This is a genomic window from Streptomyces sp. DSM 15324 (genome assembly GCF_001514285.1).
Lineage (GTDB): Bacteria > Actinomycetota > Actinomycetes > Streptomycetales > Streptomycetaceae > Streptomyces.
Map to the genome: position 1 here is coordinate 260,305 of NZ_KQ949027.1, position 14,973 is coordinate 275,277.

The window sequence follows — 14,973 nt, forward strand, 5'->3', positions numbered from 1 at the left end:
CTGGTAGACCCGTCCCGTCGGCGGAAGTCATCGGTGGGTCGCCGTCGACCACCTGATCCGGTCGCAGTGTGCGGGGCTCGTGGACGGGCTGTGGCGGGCGATCCGGTGGCGGAGCTGCGGGCCGGGCGGGCGCCGTACCACCCCTCCCCTGGTCCGCCACGGCCGGGGAACTCACCGCGGTGGCCGGGCTGCTGCGCTCCTCGCGGCCGGTCTCGATCGTCGGGCCCGGTGGGCTGGGGCTGAGCAGGACGCGGCTCGCGTACGCACGGAAAAAGGTGTTGGCGGGCCGCGGTGGCCGCTGCTACCTTCCGGGAGGCCGTGCGACAGAACGAGGAGGTGGTACCCGTGAACGCAGTATCGACATGGGTGCTCCCCTCCGGGGTCACGGTCGGGCGATAGGCAGGTCGTCCGGGAGCGCCGTTTTCACGAGCACTCCCGAAAGGCACGACCATGCGCTTCCTTTCCGAGCGGCGTCTCGACGACGGCGTCCTCGAACGCGAGTTCCTCCTCGGCGAGATCCCGGGCACCCTGTGGACGTCCGGCCCCGCACCGGCCCCGCTGGTCCTGATGGCCCACAACAACGGCCTGCCCAAGGCGGAACCCCGGCTGGTGGCCCGGGCCCGCTACACCGCGGCGCGCGGCTACGTGGTGGCCACCATCGACGCCGCCGGGTGCGGCGACCGTCCCCGGTCGGCCGCCGCCGAGCAGGCCCGCGCCGACCTCCGGCGCGCCATGCGGGCGGGTGAGCCCGTCGACGAGATCTTCGAGTCGCTGGTCGGCCCGCTGGTCGAGAACGCGGCCCCGGAGTGGCGGACCACCCTGGACGCGCTCCTCGAACTGCCCGAGATCGGCGGCCCGGTCGCCTACTCCGGCGGGTGGGCCGCCCTCGGTATCCGGCTGGCGGTGACCGAGCCGCGGATCGTCGCCGCCGGCCTCTTCGCCGGCGGGTACGTGCCCCGCGCCCAGCGCGAGGAGGCCCGGCGGGTCACCGTTCCGCTGCTGTTCCTGCTCCAGTGGGACGACGAGGGCAATCCCCGGCAACGGGCCCTGGACCTGTTCGACGCCTTCGGCAGCAAGGAGAAGACGCTGCACGCCAACCCGGGAGGGCACACCGGCACCCCGTGGTTCGAGCTGGAGGACGGGTGCAGGTTCCTGGACCGGCATCTGAGGTGAGCGTCAGTGGCCGGCCGCGCTGGCGTCGTGACGGCGGCGGCGGACGGCCGCGGCGTACGTCGTCAGGCCGCCCAGGACCAGGGCGAGACTGGCCGCGATGATCAGGTCGGTGGTGGACGAGGTGCCGGTGGCCGCCAGGGAGGCGGCCCCGGCGACGATTCCGGTGCCGGTGCCGCTGAGGTAGTTCACGATCTTGTTCCTCTCGGTGACCTGTCGGTCGTGTGGGATGGGCAGGACAGGGGGAAGCGGTCACTTCCAGGCGGAGACACCGGTGGCGTACGACTTCACCAGGGAGGTGACGAACCAGTAGGCGCGCACGGTGGAGAAGACCAGGCCGGGCAGCATGAGGACGTCGACCAGGACGCCCTTCCAGCCGAGGTGGCGGGTGCGGAAGGCGGCATACACGATCCAGAAGGCGACCAGGCACAGCCAGGCCGGATCCAGGACGAAGCCCTTGCTCGCGATCACGCCGGTCCAGGCGGCCAGCCAGCCCAGGGTGTAGAGGAAGCCGGCGAAGCCGAGCACCATGCTGGTGATGGAGAACCACGTGTGCTTCGTCCAGCCGCGGCGGCGCAGGGTGTCGACCGTGCCGCGTCCCCAGCGCTCCCGCTGGCCGATCAGTTCCCGCAGCGTGGGCATGAGGTCGGTGTAGGCGATGCAGTGCTGGTTGGCCGTGACCTTCCAGCCCGCCTCCTTCAGCGCGAGCGTCGTCTCGTAGTCCTCCACCAGGTTGGCGTGGTCCTCCCAGAACACCGCGCCGCGCCAGCGCAGGATGCTCAGCAGTGCCTCGGTGCGGTAGAAGGAGCCGGCGCCCGACATGCTGTGGATGCCGAAGCGGTAGCGGCCCCGGGCGTAGCGGCCGTACTCCATGATCTGCATGCCCAGCAGGTAGCGCTGCCAGAGGTTCTTCCACAGTCCGGTGCGGCCGAGGCAGGTGGCGCTGAGGCCGCCCACGCGCCGGTCGGACGCCATGACGTTGCGCGCCCGTTCCAGGAACTTCGGGTGCAGAGTGGTGTCGGCGTCCATGACCAGCAGGTACTTCGCGGCGGCCGCGAGTCCGCCCGGTGTGCTGTGCAGCCAGGCGATGGCGTGGTTGAGGGCGCCAGCCTTCTTGTGCGGGTTGTCCGGCAGGTTGAAGACGACGGTGCGCGGTACGCCCGGGCGGTCGGCGAACGCGCGGGCGAACTCCTCGGTCCGGTCGGTGGAGTTGTTGACCACGATCACGATCAGGTCGGGCGGTGTGGTCTGCGCGGCAAGGGACTCCAGAGCCGGCAGGACACCGGCCTCCTCGTTGCGCGCGGGGAGGATCACGGTGGTCTCCAGCAGCGAGGACGCCGCCTGGGTCACCAGCCGGCGCCGGTGGGAGCCGTGGGCGCGCCGGCCTCCGCGCCCGTGGTCGGAACGGTCGGATCGGTCGGATCGGTCGGATCGCTTGGAAGGGTCGGGTCGGTCTGAAGGGTCGGAAGGGCCGGATCGGTCGGATCGGTCGGATCGGTCGGATCGACTGGACCGGCTCGACCGGCTCGACCGGGCGGGCCGGGTGGTGTCGTCCGTGGACGAGGCACCTGACGGCGCTCGCGCCGCCACGCGCGCGTGGCCGGCGTTGGTCATGTGCTCGGACATGGTGTGGTGTTGCCCCCCGCGGCGTGAGCGCCGCTTCTCTCCGCGACGGCCTTCGGGCCGTCCACTGCCTGTTGCCGCCCGGTGCCGACTGTCGCCGGCCGGGAGCGGACCCCACCACTGCGACGAGCGGCGGCACGAAGGGCCATTCTTGAGGCGCCGGTTACGGTCCCGGAAGAGTGACAGAGGGGCGTACGGGGGCCTTGGGGAGAGCTGGGGGTGCCGGAGGGGAGCGGGTGGTGAAGGAGGGCGCTTTCCGTCTCCGCGTGCGCCCGTCTACGCTCGGCCGATGACCTTGGAATGGCGGCATGTGATCGTGCACACGGCGGACCCGGCGGGCCTGGGGCGGTGGTGGGCGGAGGCGCTCGGCTGGGTGGTGGTCCACTCCTCCGAGGACGAGTTCGCGATCCGCCCGGCGCCGGACCGTCTGCCGGGGCTGGAGTTCATCCGGCTCGACGAGCCCAGGCAGGGCAAGAGCCGGCTGCACCTCGACTTCGTGCCGGACGACCAGGACGCCGAGGTGGCCCGTCTGGTGGCCCTCGGCGCCCGGCACGTCGACATCGGACAGGGTGAGCAGTCGTGGGTCGTCCTCGCGGACCCCGAGGGCAACGAGTTCTGTGTCCTCGGCCGGCGGCGCCAGGAACCGGCTTCGTGAAGGACCGGGGCGGCACCCCGTCAGCGGTGCCGCCCGGGCGGCTGTTCCCCGGTGGGCGCGGGCTCAGTCGGTCATGGCCCGGCGGACGAGGGCGGTGTCGACGAACTGTTCGAAGCGGACGATGAAGTGATGGGCCACGCGGACGTCGACGGTTTGCCGGTGCCTTCTTGGTCGCGGTGCAGCGGGCCAGGACGACGACGTTCTCGCCGTCGACGACGTAGGTGTCGTCGTGGGCGGTCCAGCCGTCCCAGTCCTGGCCGAGCTTCTCCATGACGTGGGAGGTCACGCCCTCGGGGGTGCGGTAGGTGCCGGCCAGCGGGAAGCCGGCCATCTCGGTCCGCTCCACGTCCGGGGCGAGGGTGGCGCGCAGGGCGTCCAGGTCGCCCGCGGCCGAGGCGAGGTACTGGCGGCGTACGACGTCGGCGGGCGCGGGGGAGGTGGCGAAGTCGTTCATGCCGGTCAGCCCCACTTCATCTCGCCCTTGGCGACCTTCGCACCGATCGGGGCGGCGATCAGCATGCCGTTGTCCGGGTAGCGCTTGACCAGCGCCTCGGTGAGCGCGGCGCCGTCGGCCGCCTTACCCAGCTCTTCCTCGAAGGCGAGGAGGTAGTCGCGGGTGGCGGTGATGGCGGAGGCGTCGGCCGCGGTGCCGGGCAGCCGGTGGCCGGGGACGACCAGGTCCGGGCCGAGGGCGGCCATGTCGTCCAGCAGGCCGATCCAGGCGGCGCGGTCACCGGGGGTGGGGGTGTCGGCGAGCCAGACGTGCTCCTGCTGGAAGAGCAGGACGCCGCCGAGGAGGGCGCGGTGCCCGGCCTGCCACAGGTAGTGGCGGGCCATCTCACCCGTCAACCACGGGCGCTCTCAACCCCGTTGCGGGGCTCCCACGTACGCCGCCAGGTGCTCGCCGGTGAGTGTCGAGCGGGCCGCGACCAGGTCGGCCGGGGTGCCCTCGTAGACGACGCGGCCGCCGTCGTGGCCCGCGCCGGGGCCGAGGTCGATGATCCAGTCGGCGTGGGCCATGACCGCCGGGTGGTGCTCGACGACGATGACGGACTTGCCGGCGTCGACCAGGCGGTCCAGCAGGCCGAGGAGTTGTTCGACGTCGGCGAGGTGGAGGCCGGCGGTGGGCTCGTCGAGGACGTAGACGCCGCCCTTGTCGGCCATGTGCGTGGCGAGCTTCAGGCGCTGGCGTTCACCGCCGGAGAGGGTGGTGAGGGGCTGGCCGAGCGTGAGGTAGCCGAGGCCGACGTCGGCGAGCCGGCCGAGGACCCGCTGCGCGGCCGGGGTGTGCGCCTCACCGCCGCCGAAGAACTCCTCGGCCTCGGCCACCGACATCGCCAGCACCTCGGTGATGTCCCGGCCGCCGAGGTGGTGGTCGAGGACCGCCGCCTGGAAGCGCCGCCCCTCGCACTCCTCGCAGGTGGTGGCGACGCCGGCCATCATCGCGAGGTCGGTGTAGACGACCCCGGCGCCGTTGCAGGTGGGGCAGGCGCCCTCGGAGTTGGCGCTGAACAGCGCGGGCTTGACGCCGTTGGCCTTGGCGAAGGCCTTGCGGATCGGGTCGAGGAGTCCGGTGTACGTGGCCGGGTTGCTGCGGCGCGAGCCGCGGATCGGCGCCTGGTCGACCGAGACGACGCCCTCGCCGGCCGGGATGGAGCCGTGGATCAGGGAGCTCTTGCCGGAGCCGGCGACGCCGGTGACGACGGTCAGCACCCCGAGCGGGACGTCCACGTCGACGTCGCGCAGGTTGTGGGTGGTCGCGCCGCGGATCTCCAGCTTCCCGGTGGGGGTGCGCACGGTGTCCTTGACGGCGGCCCGGTCGTCGAGGTGGCGGCCGGTGACGGTGTCGCTCCCCCGCAGCCCGGCCACCCCGCCCTGGAAGCAGACGGTGCCGCCGGCGGTGCCCGCGCCGGGGCCGAGGTCGACGACATGGTCGGCGATCGCGATGACCTGTGGCTTGTGCTCCACGACGAGGACGGTGTTGCCCTTGTCCCGCAGGCGCAGCAGCAGGTCGTTCATGCGCTGGATGTCGTGCGGGTGCAGTCCGGTGGTGGGCTCGTCGAAGACGTAGGTGACGTCGGTGAGCGAGGAGCCGAGGTGACGGATCATCTTCACCCGCTGGGCCTCGCCGCCCGAGAGGGTGCCCGCGGGCCGGTCGAGGGCGAGATAGCCGAGGCCGATCTCCGTGAACGAGTCGAGGCTCTGCCGCAGTGCTTCGAGCAGCGGCGCCACGGTCGGCTCGGACAGTCCGCGCACCCAGTCGGCGAGGTCGCTGATCTGCATCGCGCAGACGTCGGCGATGCTCAGCCCCTCGATCTTCGAGGAGCGGGCGCCCTCGCTGAGCCGGGTGCCGTCGCACTCGGGGCAGACGGTGAAGGTCATGGCCCGCTCCACGAAGGCCCGTACGTGCGGCTGCAGCGCGTCGACGTCCTTGGCGAGCATCGACTTCTGGATCTTCGGGATGAGCCCCTCGTAGGTGAGGTTGACGCCCTCGACCTTGATCTTGGTGGGTTCCTTGTGGAGCAGGTCGTGCAGTTCGCGCTTGGTGTAGCGGCGGATCGGCTTGTCGGGGTCGAAGAAGCCGCAGCCGCGGAAGATGCGGCCGTACCAGCCGTCCATGCTGTAGCCGGGGATCGTGAGCGCGCCCTCGTTGAGGGACTTGGTTGCGTCGTAGAGCTGGGTCAGGTCCATCTCGGTCACCGAGCCGCGGCCCTCGCAGCGCGGGCACATGCCGCCGGTGCGGGTGTACGTCGCCTTCACGGCGCGCTGGGTGCCGCGCTCCACGGTGATCGCGCCGCTCGCGCGGACCGAGGCGGTGTTGAAGGAGTAGGCGCTGGGCGGGCCGATGTGCGGGGTGCCGAGGCGGCTGAAGAGGATGCGGAGCATCGCGTGGGCGTCGGTGGCGGTGCCGACGGTGGAGCGGGGGTCGGCGCCCATCCGCTGCTGGTCGACGATGATCGCGGTGGTCAGCCCGTCGAGCACGTCGACCTCGGGCCGGGCCAGGGTGGGCATGAAGCCCTGGACGAAGGCGCTGTACGTCTCGTTGATCAGCCGCTGCGACTCGGCCGCGATCGTCCCGAAGACGAGCGAGCTCTTGCCGGAGCCGGAGATGCCCGTGAACACCGTCAGCCGGCGCTTGGGGATCTCGACGCTGACGTCCTTGAGGTTGTTCACGCGTGCGCCGTGCACACGGATCAGGTCGTGGCTGTCGGCGAGGTGCGGAGCGACGGTGTGGGCCATGCGGCTCACGCTACGGGCGGGGACCCGCTTTCGCTTCTCCATTCCTGACGGCATCCGCGGCCGCACCCGCGGCGGCAGCCCCCGCGGGCCCGGGCGGCTCCCCGGCGGCGTCGCCGCCCGCATTCCTGGCCGCATCCCTGCCCGCATTCCTGCCCGCATCCCCGGCGGCCCTCCTGACCGGCCTGGTGTGGATCTTGGCGTAGCAGGCGGGGACGGCGGCGCCCTCGTCGTGGGCGCGGGCCCGGTAGGCGCTCGGCGTCTCGCCGACGATCTCGGTGAACCGCGAGCTGAACGAGCCGAGCGAGGTGCACCCGACCTCGAAGCAGACCTCGGTGACGCTGAGGTCGCCGCGCCGCAGCAGCGCCTTGGCACGCTCGATGCGGCGGGTCATGAGATAGCTGTACGGCGTCTCGCCGAAGGCGGCGCGGAAGCTGCGGGAGAAGTGGCCGGGGGACATCAGGGCGAGGCGCGCCAGCGCCGGCACGTCGAGCGGGTCGGCGTAGTGCCGGTCCATCGCGTCACGGGCCCGGCGCAGCCGGACGAGGTCCTCCAGGGTCACGGGACCACGATCGCACAGGGGTGGGCGCCGCGGGTGCCCACGGCGTGGCAGCGGGCGACACCGGGCGATACGGATAGCTTCGTTCCGTTATGAGCGAAGACAAGAGCGGAGAGACGACGGCCAGCCGGACGACGGCCGACCGGACGACGGGCAGCCAGCCCAAGGAAGCCGACGTGCTGCGGACCATGCTGAACCGGCCGGAGTACCGCAAGGCGCTGGTGTTCTGCGGGCTGATCGGCGTCCCGGTGGCGCTGATCGCGTTCTGGTTCCTCGCGGCGGTCAACAAGCTGGAGCGTCTGGTCTGGCAGGAGTGGCCGCAGGACCTGGGCTGGCAGCACGCCCCCTGGTGGTGGGGGCTGCCGCTGCTGACGGTGGCGGGGCTCGTGGTCGGTGTGGTGGCCGCCCGGTTCCCCGGACGGGGCGGACATGTGCCGGCGGGCGGACTGCACGCGGGCGGGATCACCAAGGCGGCGCTGCCCGGGGTCGTGGTGGCCGCCATGGTCGGTCTGCCGCTCGGGGTCGTGCTGGGCCCCGAGGCGCCGCTGATCGCGCTGGGCGGCAGCCTCGCGCTGCTGTTCGCGAGCCTGGTGCGGGCGCCGCAGACCGAGGCGAGCGCGGGGCTGCTGGCGGCGGCCGGGTCCGCGGCGTCCATCTCGGCGCTGTTCGGGAACCCGGTGGTGGGCGCGGTGCTGCTGATGGAGGTGGCCGGCGTGGGCGGCCCGCAGCTGTTCGCGGTGATGCTGCCGGCCCTGCTGGCCAGCGGCGTCGGGGACCTGATCTTCACCGGGTTCGTACACTGGACCGGCTTCGAGACGGGCAGCCTGGACATCGGTCTGCCCAAGCCGCCGCCGCTCGACTGGCCGGATGTGCTGTGGGTGCTGGTGCTGGCGCCGGTCATCGCGTTCGCCGTCCACTGGATCTTCGTGGGCGGACGGTTCACCGCCGGGTTTGTCACGACGCACACCGTGCGCAACACCACCCTGTGCGGCATCGGTGTCGCGGTCTGCGTCACGCTGTACGCGGTCTCCACCGGGCGCTCCCCGGCCGAGGCCGCGCTGTCCGGGGAGGCCACCCTGTCCGAGCTGGCGAAGGACCCGCACGCCTGGCCGGTGGGCGCCCTGATCGCCGTCCTCGCCTTCAAGTCGCTCGCGTACGGGCTGTGTCTGGGCAGCATGCGCGGTGGCCCCATCTTCCCCTCGCTGTTCCTGGGCGGGGCGGCCGGCGCCCTGCTCGCGCCGCTGCCCGGGCTCGGGCTGGTGCCGGCGATGGCGGCCGGGATGGCGGCCTCGGTGACCGCCGCCCTCAAGGTGCCGGTGAGCAGCGTGGTGCTGGTCGTGCTGCTGCTGGGCAATGTGGACACAGTGGCGTTGGTGGTGCTGGCCGCCGTGCTCGCCTTCGTCGTGGTCGAGATGCTGCCGCAGGGTCCGGAGATCCCGCCGTTCAGCGCGCCGGAATCCGGTCGAGCGCGTCGTCCAGGGTCGAAGCGGCCATGATCAGCGACAGATGGGTGAAGGCCTGCGGGAAGTTGCCGAGCTGCTCCCCGCTCGGGCCGATCTCCTCGGCGAACAGGCCGACGTGGTTGGCGTACGTCTGCATCTTCTCGAAGGTGTAGCGGGCCTGCGGGAGCCGGCCGGAGCGGGCGAGGGCGTCGACGTACAGGAAGGTGCACAGGCTGAACGTGCCCTCCGAGCCGCGCAGTCCGTCGGGTGAGGCCGCCGGGTCGTAGCGGTAGACCAGGCTGTCGGAGACCAGTCGCTGGTCGATGGCGTCGAGGGTGGACAGCCAGCCGGGGCTGCGCGGGGCGATGAAGCCGACGCGCGGGGCGATCAGCAGCGAGGCGTCGAGGACGTCACCGCCGTAGTGCTGGACGAGGGCCTGTTCCTTCTGGCTCCAGCCGCGCTCCATGACCTGTTCCAGGATCTCGTCGCGGGCCCGGGTCCAGCGCGCGGTGTCGGCGGGCCGGCGGAACTGCTCGGCCATGCGCAGGCAGTTGTCGAAGGCGGCCCAGCACATCACCCGGCTGTAGGTGAAGTCCTTGCGGCCGCCGCGGGTCTCCCAGACGCCTTCGTCGGGCCGGTCCCAGTGCTCGCTCAGCCAGTCCATGAGCCGGGTCAGGCCCTTCCAGCCGTGGTAGCCGACCTGTTGGCCGATCTCGTCGATGCCCTCGGACATCGCGTAGAACATCTCGCCGTAGATGTCGAGCTGGAGCTGGTCGGCGGCGCCGTTCCCGGCGCGTACGGGGCTCGACCCCCGGTAGCCCTCGAAGTGGTCGAGGGTCTCCTCGGTCAGCACGGGGTCGCCGTCGACCCGGTACATGATCTGCAGCGGTTCGGCGCCGGAGCCGGCGCGGGACCGCAGCCGGTCGCCCAGCCAGCGTATGAACTGGGCGGCCTCCTCGAGGAAGCCCAGGTCGAGCAGGGCCCGCACGGACAGCGAGCCGTCGCGCACCCAGGTGTAGCGGTAGTCCCAGTTGCGTTCCCCGCCGACCTGCTCGGGCAGTCCCATGGTGGCGGCGGCGACGGGGGCGCCGGTCGGGCCGTACGTGAGGAGCTTGAGGGTGATGGCCGAGCGGTTGACCATGTCCGGCCAGCGGCCCCGGTAGCGGGAGGTGCGCACCCAGCGCTGCCAGAAGTCGATGACGTCCCACATGCCCGCCTCGACCGAGTCGACGGTGGGCGGCGGCGGGGCCTCGCCGTCCGGGCCGCACACCGTGAACACGGCCGCCGCCGACTGGCCCGCGTTCAGCGTGACCGAGCCGCGGACGTCCGTGCCGTGCGGCTCCAGCGGGAACGTCGTGCGCAGATAACCGGTCGCCCCGCGGGTGCGGAAGGCGGCGGACGCGTCGGCCAGGTCGAGGGTGTGGCTCGCCCGGCCGTAGTCGAAGCGGGGCCGGCAGTCCAGGTCGAAGCGCACGGTGCCGCGCACGGTCCGCACCACCCGCACCACGGAGTGCCGGTCGGACGGGGTGCCGGAGGTGATGACGGGCATGTGGTCGATCACCTCGCCGACCCCGTCCGGTGACAGGAACCGGGTCACGACGACGGCGCTGTCCGGGTAGTACAGCTGGCGGCGCGTCACGTCGGGGGCGGTCGGCGCGAACAGGAAGTGTCCGCCGCGCTCATGGTCCAGCAGGGACGCGAAGACGCTCGGCGAGTCGAAGCGGGGCGCCGCCAGCCAGTCGACGACCCCCTCGGAGGTCACCAGCGCGGCGGTCTGGAGGTCCCCGATCAGCCCGTGGTCGGCGATGGGCGGGTAGCGGTCCACGGCGTGCCCTCCTCTCAGGCCGACTCGGCAAGGACGCGTCCTGACCTGACCGCGTCCAGGAGGGCCTGGTGGTCCTTCTCGTTCTGGTCGGCGTACAGCTCGGCGAAGGTGGCGAGCGCGCGGTCGAAGACGTCGGCGCGGCCCAGGTAGGAGGCGATCGCGATGCGGTCGCCGGAGCGGGCGTGGGCGCGGGCCAGGGTGGCGCCGCACAGCCGCCCGAACAGAGCCATCCGCTTCGGCGACATGTTCTCGGCCACGGCGATGCCCTTCCAGTCGCGCAGCTGGCGGACGTAGAAGTCCCGGCGGCGGCCGTCGATGCCCGTGACGCGCTCCCAGCCGAGGAAGATGTCGCTGGTGGCCTGCATCAGCCGTTGCCCGGCGACGACCCGCTCGCCCTGGGTGCGGAACCCGCTGGCACCCGCGTAGGGCGCCAGGACCGACTCGTCGGCCTCCTTGGCCTGGAGGAACAGCGGGTCCTCGTCGTCCTTGCCGAGCAGCAGGATGATCCAGCAGCGGGTGCCGACGCTGCCCACGCCGACGACCTTGCGCGCGATGTCGGCGACGCGGTAGCTCTCCAGCAGGAAGCGGCGGTCGGTCTCCAGGGTCTGGCCGTAGCGCTCGACGAGCCGGCTGAGCTCCGTCTCCAGCGCGCCGCGCTCGCCTTTCGGATACAGGCTGTCGAGCCGGACCAGCAGCGGCGGGTCGTTGGCGATGCGGCGCTCGCCGTCGACGACATGGGTGAGTTTCCCGAAGACCTGAAGGGTGTCGTGCTCCCTGGCCCGCTCCCGGGTCTGTGCCCAGCGCTCACTGGTCTCGGCGTCGAGGTCCAGGCCGGACTGCCGCTGGAGTTCGTCCGCCTCGAAGCGGGTGTACCAGACCTCCAGATTGGTCATGCCCGCGAACTTGTGCATCGCCTCGCGGTACGCCCCTACGGCGGCCCGCACCACGCGCGCCCGCTGCTTGGCCCCGAAGCCGTTGGCGCGGCCCGCGATGACCAGGCTGGCCGACAGCCGTTTGACGTCCCACTCCCAGGGGCCGGGCAGGGTCTCGTCGAAGTCGTTGATGTCGAACATCAGCCGGCGTTCCGGCGAGGCCAGCAGCCGGAAGTTCAGCATGTGCGCGTCACCGCAGCACTGGACCCGGATGCCGGTGCGGGGTGTCTCCGCGAGGTCGGCGGCCATGATGGCGGCGGCGCCCCGGTAGAAGCGGAACGGGGACTCGCTCATCCTGCCGTAGCGGATGGGCACGAGTTCGGGGACCCGCTTCGCCGACTGGCCCTCGATGATGTCGACCGGGTCGGTGCGCTTGGGGGGCGGGGTGAACTCGGCGTGCGCGGACCTCGGGACGGCGTCGCGGGCGGCCTTGCCGCGCTCGGCGCGCTCCTTCGGGGTGCGGTGGCGCATGTCGTGACCGGTGGGGTTGCTTTCGCTCATTGCAGACGCTCCACGATGTGGTCGCCGACGCGCAGGGCGTTGGCGATGGCCGTCAGCGACGGATTGACCGCGCCGATACTCGGGAAGAAGCTCGTGTCGACGACGTAGAGGGTGTCGAGGTCATGGGCCTTGCAGGTGACGTCGAGCGCGGAACTCGCGGGATCGTCGCCGAAGCGGACCGTGCCGGCCTGGTGGGCGGTGGCACCGAGGGGCATGGATCGGCGGCTCGTGCCGGACCGGCTCATGGGCGTACTGGGCGCTCGTGGGCCGCTCGGTGGGGTCCTCGCGGGCCGTGTCGGTCGTACCAGTATTCGGGGGCGTGGTTCTTGCCGCGCACGAAGACCGCCGTGGAGTCCCAGTTGTCGCGTTCCCGGTTGTCGCGTTCCCGGTTGTCGCGTTCCCGGTTGTCGCGTTCCCGGGGGAGGTGGTCACCCCGTTCCAGCATCAGGACGCGCTTCCCGCCGGGGGCCGGCCGGTGGGCGAGGGTGCCGCCGCCCGCACCGGTGCCGATGACGTCGTAGTGCCGCGCCTCGGACATACGGACCGCCGTCCTCGGAGCACGTACGTGCTGCCGGATGGAAGAGGGAACTCGGGAACAGGGCCACGGGGGCACGGGGGCACAGGGGCTGTTCCGGGTGGTGAGGGGGGAAATGATCGGCCGCGGTCCGTCTTCCAACGTAGCCCCGGACGGGGGACCCGGCGAGTCGGCCCCGGCGAGCGCCGCCGGCGGGACGCCGGGGTGCGGGGGTGCGGCCCGGCGGTGACCATGGGGCCATGGGCGAGAGCGGTCGCGTGGTGGGGGGCGCGCGGCCGCGCGGGGGGCACGATGGTCCTTGACCTGGTGCTGATCGGTGTGGCGATCGCCGTCCCGCCCAGCCGGCCCCGGCATCCGGCCGCGCGCACCCAGAGCAGGACGGTCGGCCTGTCAGCCTCTTCAGCGCGTCGGCCCGGTGGCCCCTCGGCCCGTCAGACGGTGCTCGGTGCGCCCTCCGGCCCGCTGCCCCCGGTCTCCCCGGCGCCTCCGGTGCCCCCAGTGCCCCCGGGCTCTCCGGTGTCTCCGGTCTTCCTGATGGTCTCCCCCGTCTCCCCGGTGTCGAGGAACTCGCGGATGCCGAAGGCGGCCAGCACGATCACGGCCGTCCAGATCACCACCGCCATGGTCGGATAGCTCCAGGTGAACAGGACGATCGCGGCCACCGCGAGGATCACCACCCCGATCCACATCTTGAAGCGGTGCACGAACCGCCCCACCGGGCCGAGCCGCAGGCCCGCCGAAAGGGCCACGTCCCGGCCCGCGCCGATGCCCTTGCTGAAGAAGTGCCGGGTGAAGACGGCCGGCCGGGAGGGCCCGACGAAGAACGCGCCGATGGCCGTGACCAGGGCCAGCGCCCCGACCGCCCGCACACTGGAGCGCAGGAACCGCACCAGCGCGTCGTAGATCGCGCCCGCCGCGCCCTCGTTCGTGCCCTGGGGCAGATGGTCGAGGTACACCGCGCGGAAGACGGTGAGGGCCACGCCCAGCAGCACCATGGCGAGGAAGAAGCCGATCGCGGCCCCGATCAGCGCCCTTCGCCGGTGGGCGGCCACGAACACGCCCGCGGCGGCGACCAGCACCGCGATGATCGGCAGCCAGTTGCCGACGACCTCCAGGATGCGCATATACGTCTTGATCTTGCCGATGTCCTTGCCCTGGACCACCACGAAGTCCGTGTGGACGGCCGGGATCTTCGACGCCACGGTCAGTCCCGACGCGACCAGCCGGTCCTTCACCTGGGCGACGATCGGACCGACGTCGATGGCGACCTGATCGTCCTTCAGCTGCACGACACTGTCGGAGCTGCCCGTCAGCGCCTTGTCCACGGCCGCGTGGGCCCGGCGGTTGGCGTTCTTCCAGGCCGTCTCGAAGGCGGAGCTGGAGACCACGCGCATCACGGTGGTGCTGATCAGCTCCTTCAATCCGCTGGTGATGGGGCCGTCGAGGTTGGCGACGAGACCGGCGACCTTGGGCGGCACGCCCTTCTCGGCCGCCGCGTCGCTGAGCTGCTTGACCAGCGCGTCCACGTCGATCTGCCGGATCACGGCGTCGGTGACGCGGGTCGTGACGGCCTTCTGGACGTCCGGGTTCGAGGCGAGCGGCGCCACCGTCGCGACATAGCGGTCGGTGTCCCGCACGATGCTGTTCGCCCAGACCGCGACGACCGCGAGCAGGGCCAGCAGGGACGCCAGGATGATGAGCAGGGTGGAGCCGAGCGCGCGCAGCCGGTGCTTCGGTTCGTGGCGGGCGCTCTCCAGCTCCCGCACCCGGCGGTGCAGTTCCTCGATCTCACGCTCCTGCGCGCGGTCCGGCTGCCGCTCCGGCGGCGGTGTTTCGCTGCCTGTCATGCCTCCGAGAAGATCCCGGCGGGGGCAGGCGGGCGAGCCGGGAGGGGCCGGTGGGGTGACCGGACGGGCCGCGGGGCGGCCGGGCGGGTGACCGGGCAGCGGGTGCGACGGCCCTGGTCCGGTGTTGCAATGGCTGTCGGGGGACCCCCGAGCACCAGAGGTGACGGCCGTGAGCGAGCACATCGAGGAGATGGGACCCATCGACTACCTGGTCGTGGAGTTCCCCGGCAACCGCATGACGGGTGAGGCCTTCCCGCTGCTGGTCGATCTGGTGGACCGCGGCATCGTCCGGATCCTGGACCTGATGTTCATCAGGAAGGACGAGGACGGCTCGGTGACCGCCCTGGAGATCGCCGATCTCACCGGTGACGGGGAACTGGACCTCACCGTCTTCGAGGGCGTCCACTCCGGTGTGCTGGGCCAGGACGACCTGGAGGAGGCGGCCGCGGCGGTGGAGCCGGGCAACTCCGCCGGGCTGCTGGTGTACGAGAACCTGTGGGCGGCGCCGTTCGCCGCGGCCCTGCGGCGCGGCGGCGCCCAACTGGTCGCCTCCGGACGGCTGAACGTCCAGGCCGTCCTCGCCTCGCTCGAAGCCGCCGAGGCCGCCTCCTGACTGACCTGACGGTCCGCGGGACGCACCCCGGCCG

12 protein-coding genes and 3 pseudogenes are annotated in these 14,973 nt (G+C 72.1%); 4 read left to right on the top strand and 11 right to left on the bottom strand.

All coding sequences use genetic code 11. From position 1 onward, the window contains the following. The first annotated feature begins 450 nt into the window (after positions 1-450). Entirely contained in the window at positions 451-1,173 is a 723-nt protein-coding gene (locus tag AQJ58_RS17920; protein WP_067251290.1) for a dienelactone hydrolase family protein, read from the top strand. A 3-nt stretch (positions 1,174-1,176) separates the two neighbouring features. On the opposite strand, the gene AQJ58_RS17925 is transcribed toward AQJ58_RS17920, so the two are convergent. Together AQJ58_RS17925 and AQJ58_RS17930 are read right to left on the bottom strand one after the other, a co-directional pair. Beyond that, a complete protein-coding gene (locus tag AQJ58_RS17925) occupies positions 1,177-1,362 on the bottom strand; it encodes a hypothetical protein (protein WP_067251292.1) in 186 nt (61 codons plus the stop codon). 60 nt (positions 1,363-1,422) lie between these two features. Further along, positions 1,423-2,520 (bottom strand): glycosyltransferase family 2 protein, encoded by a 1,098-nt coding sequence (locus AQJ58_RS17930; protein WP_067251294.1) that lies wholly within the window; start codon positions 2,518-2,520, stop codon positions 1,423-1,425. A gap of 562 nt (positions 2,521-3,082) precedes the next feature. Between AQJ58_RS17930 and AQJ58_RS17935 the strand changes: the two genes are divergently transcribed. Then, positions 3,083-3,448: a VOC family protein gene (locus AQJ58_RS17935; RefSeq protein ID WP_067251296.1), complete on the top strand. Its 366-nt coding sequence runs from the start codon at positions 3,083-3,085 to the stop codon at positions 3,446-3,448. A gap of 63 nt (positions 3,449-3,511) precedes the next feature. On the opposite strand, the pseudogene AQJ58_RS40870 reads toward AQJ58_RS17935, so the two are convergent. The 4 genes and pseudogenes from AQJ58_RS40870 to AQJ58_RS17950 all read right to left on the bottom strand — a co-directional run bounded on the left by AQJ58_RS40870 (position 3,512) and on the right by AQJ58_RS17950 (position 7,247). Beyond that, positions 3,512-3,917 (bottom strand): annotated as a pseudogene (locus tag AQJ58_RS40870) (nuclear transport factor 2 family protein). Then, positions 3,908-4,279, bottom strand: a pseudogene (locus tag AQJ58_RS17940) (MBL fold metallo-hydrolase); the annotation flags it as partial. The pseudogenes AQJ58_RS40870 and AQJ58_RS17940, both read right to left, overlap by 10 nt. A 30-nt stretch (positions 4,280-4,309) precedes the next feature. Further along, positions 4,310-6,688: an ATP-binding cassette domain-containing protein gene (locus AQJ58_RS17945; RefSeq protein WP_067251801.1), complete on the bottom strand. Its 2,379-nt coding sequence runs from the start codon at positions 6,686-6,688 to the stop codon at positions 4,310-4,312. 10 nt (positions 6,689-6,698) lie between these two features. Beyond that, positions 6,699-7,247, bottom strand: a complete 549-nt coding sequence (locus AQJ58_RS17950) for a helix-turn-helix domain-containing protein (RefSeq protein ID WP_234360082.1) — start codon at positions 7,245-7,247, stop codon at positions 6,699-6,701. 185 nt (positions 7,248-7,432) lie between these two features. On the opposite strand from AQJ58_RS17950, the gene AQJ58_RS17955 reads away from it, so the two are divergent. After that, positions 7,433-8,740, top strand: a complete 1,308-nt coding sequence (locus AQJ58_RS17955) for a chloride channel protein (RefSeq protein WP_067251805.1) — start codon at positions 7,433-7,435, stop codon at positions 8,738-8,740. Here the strand turns inward: AQJ58_RS17955 and AQJ58_RS17960 are convergent. The 5 genes and pseudogenes from AQJ58_RS17960 to AQJ58_RS17980 all read right to left on the bottom strand — a co-directional run bounded on the left by AQJ58_RS17960 (position 8,688) and on the right by AQJ58_RS17980 (position 14,326). After that, a complete protein-coding gene (locus AQJ58_RS17960) occupies positions 8,688-10,511 on the bottom strand; it encodes a glycoside hydrolase family 15 protein (protein ID WP_067251297.1) in 1,824 nt (607 codons plus the stop codon). The two genes, AQJ58_RS17955 and AQJ58_RS17960, sit on opposite strands and share 53 nt — an antisense overlap. 14 nt (positions 10,512-10,525) lie before the next feature. Next, the gene (locus AQJ58_RS17965; protein WP_067251299.1) at positions 10,526-11,944 is read right to left on the bottom strand and encodes a DUF2252 domain-containing protein; all 1,419 of its coding nucleotides are present in this window, start codon (positions 11,942-11,944) and stop codon (positions 10,526-10,528) included. Then, positions 11,941-12,165 (bottom strand): annotated as a pseudogene (locus AQJ58_RS44455) (GMC oxidoreductase); the annotation flags it as partial. The pseudogene AQJ58_RS44455 and the gene AQJ58_RS17965, both read right to left, overlap by 4 nt. A 20-nt stretch (positions 12,166-12,185) precedes the next feature. Next, a complete protein-coding gene (locus AQJ58_RS44460; protein WP_067251303.1) occupies positions 12,186-12,482 on the bottom strand; it encodes a hypothetical protein in 297 nt (98 codons plus the stop codon). Positions 12,483-12,910: 428 nt separating this feature from the next. Next, positions 12,911-14,326: a hypothetical protein gene (locus AQJ58_RS17980; protein ID WP_067251305.1), complete on the bottom strand. Its 1,416-nt coding sequence runs from the start codon at positions 14,324-14,326 to the stop codon at positions 12,911-12,913. Between the two features lie 190 nt (positions 14,327-14,516). Here AQJ58_RS17980 and AQJ58_RS17985 point away from each other — a divergent pair, with 190 nt between their 5' ends. Further along, a complete protein-coding gene (locus AQJ58_RS17985; protein WP_067251807.1) occupies positions 14,517-14,939 on the top strand; it encodes a DUF6325 family protein in 423 nt (140 codons plus the stop codon). Positions 14,940-14,973 lie beyond the last annotated feature (34 nt).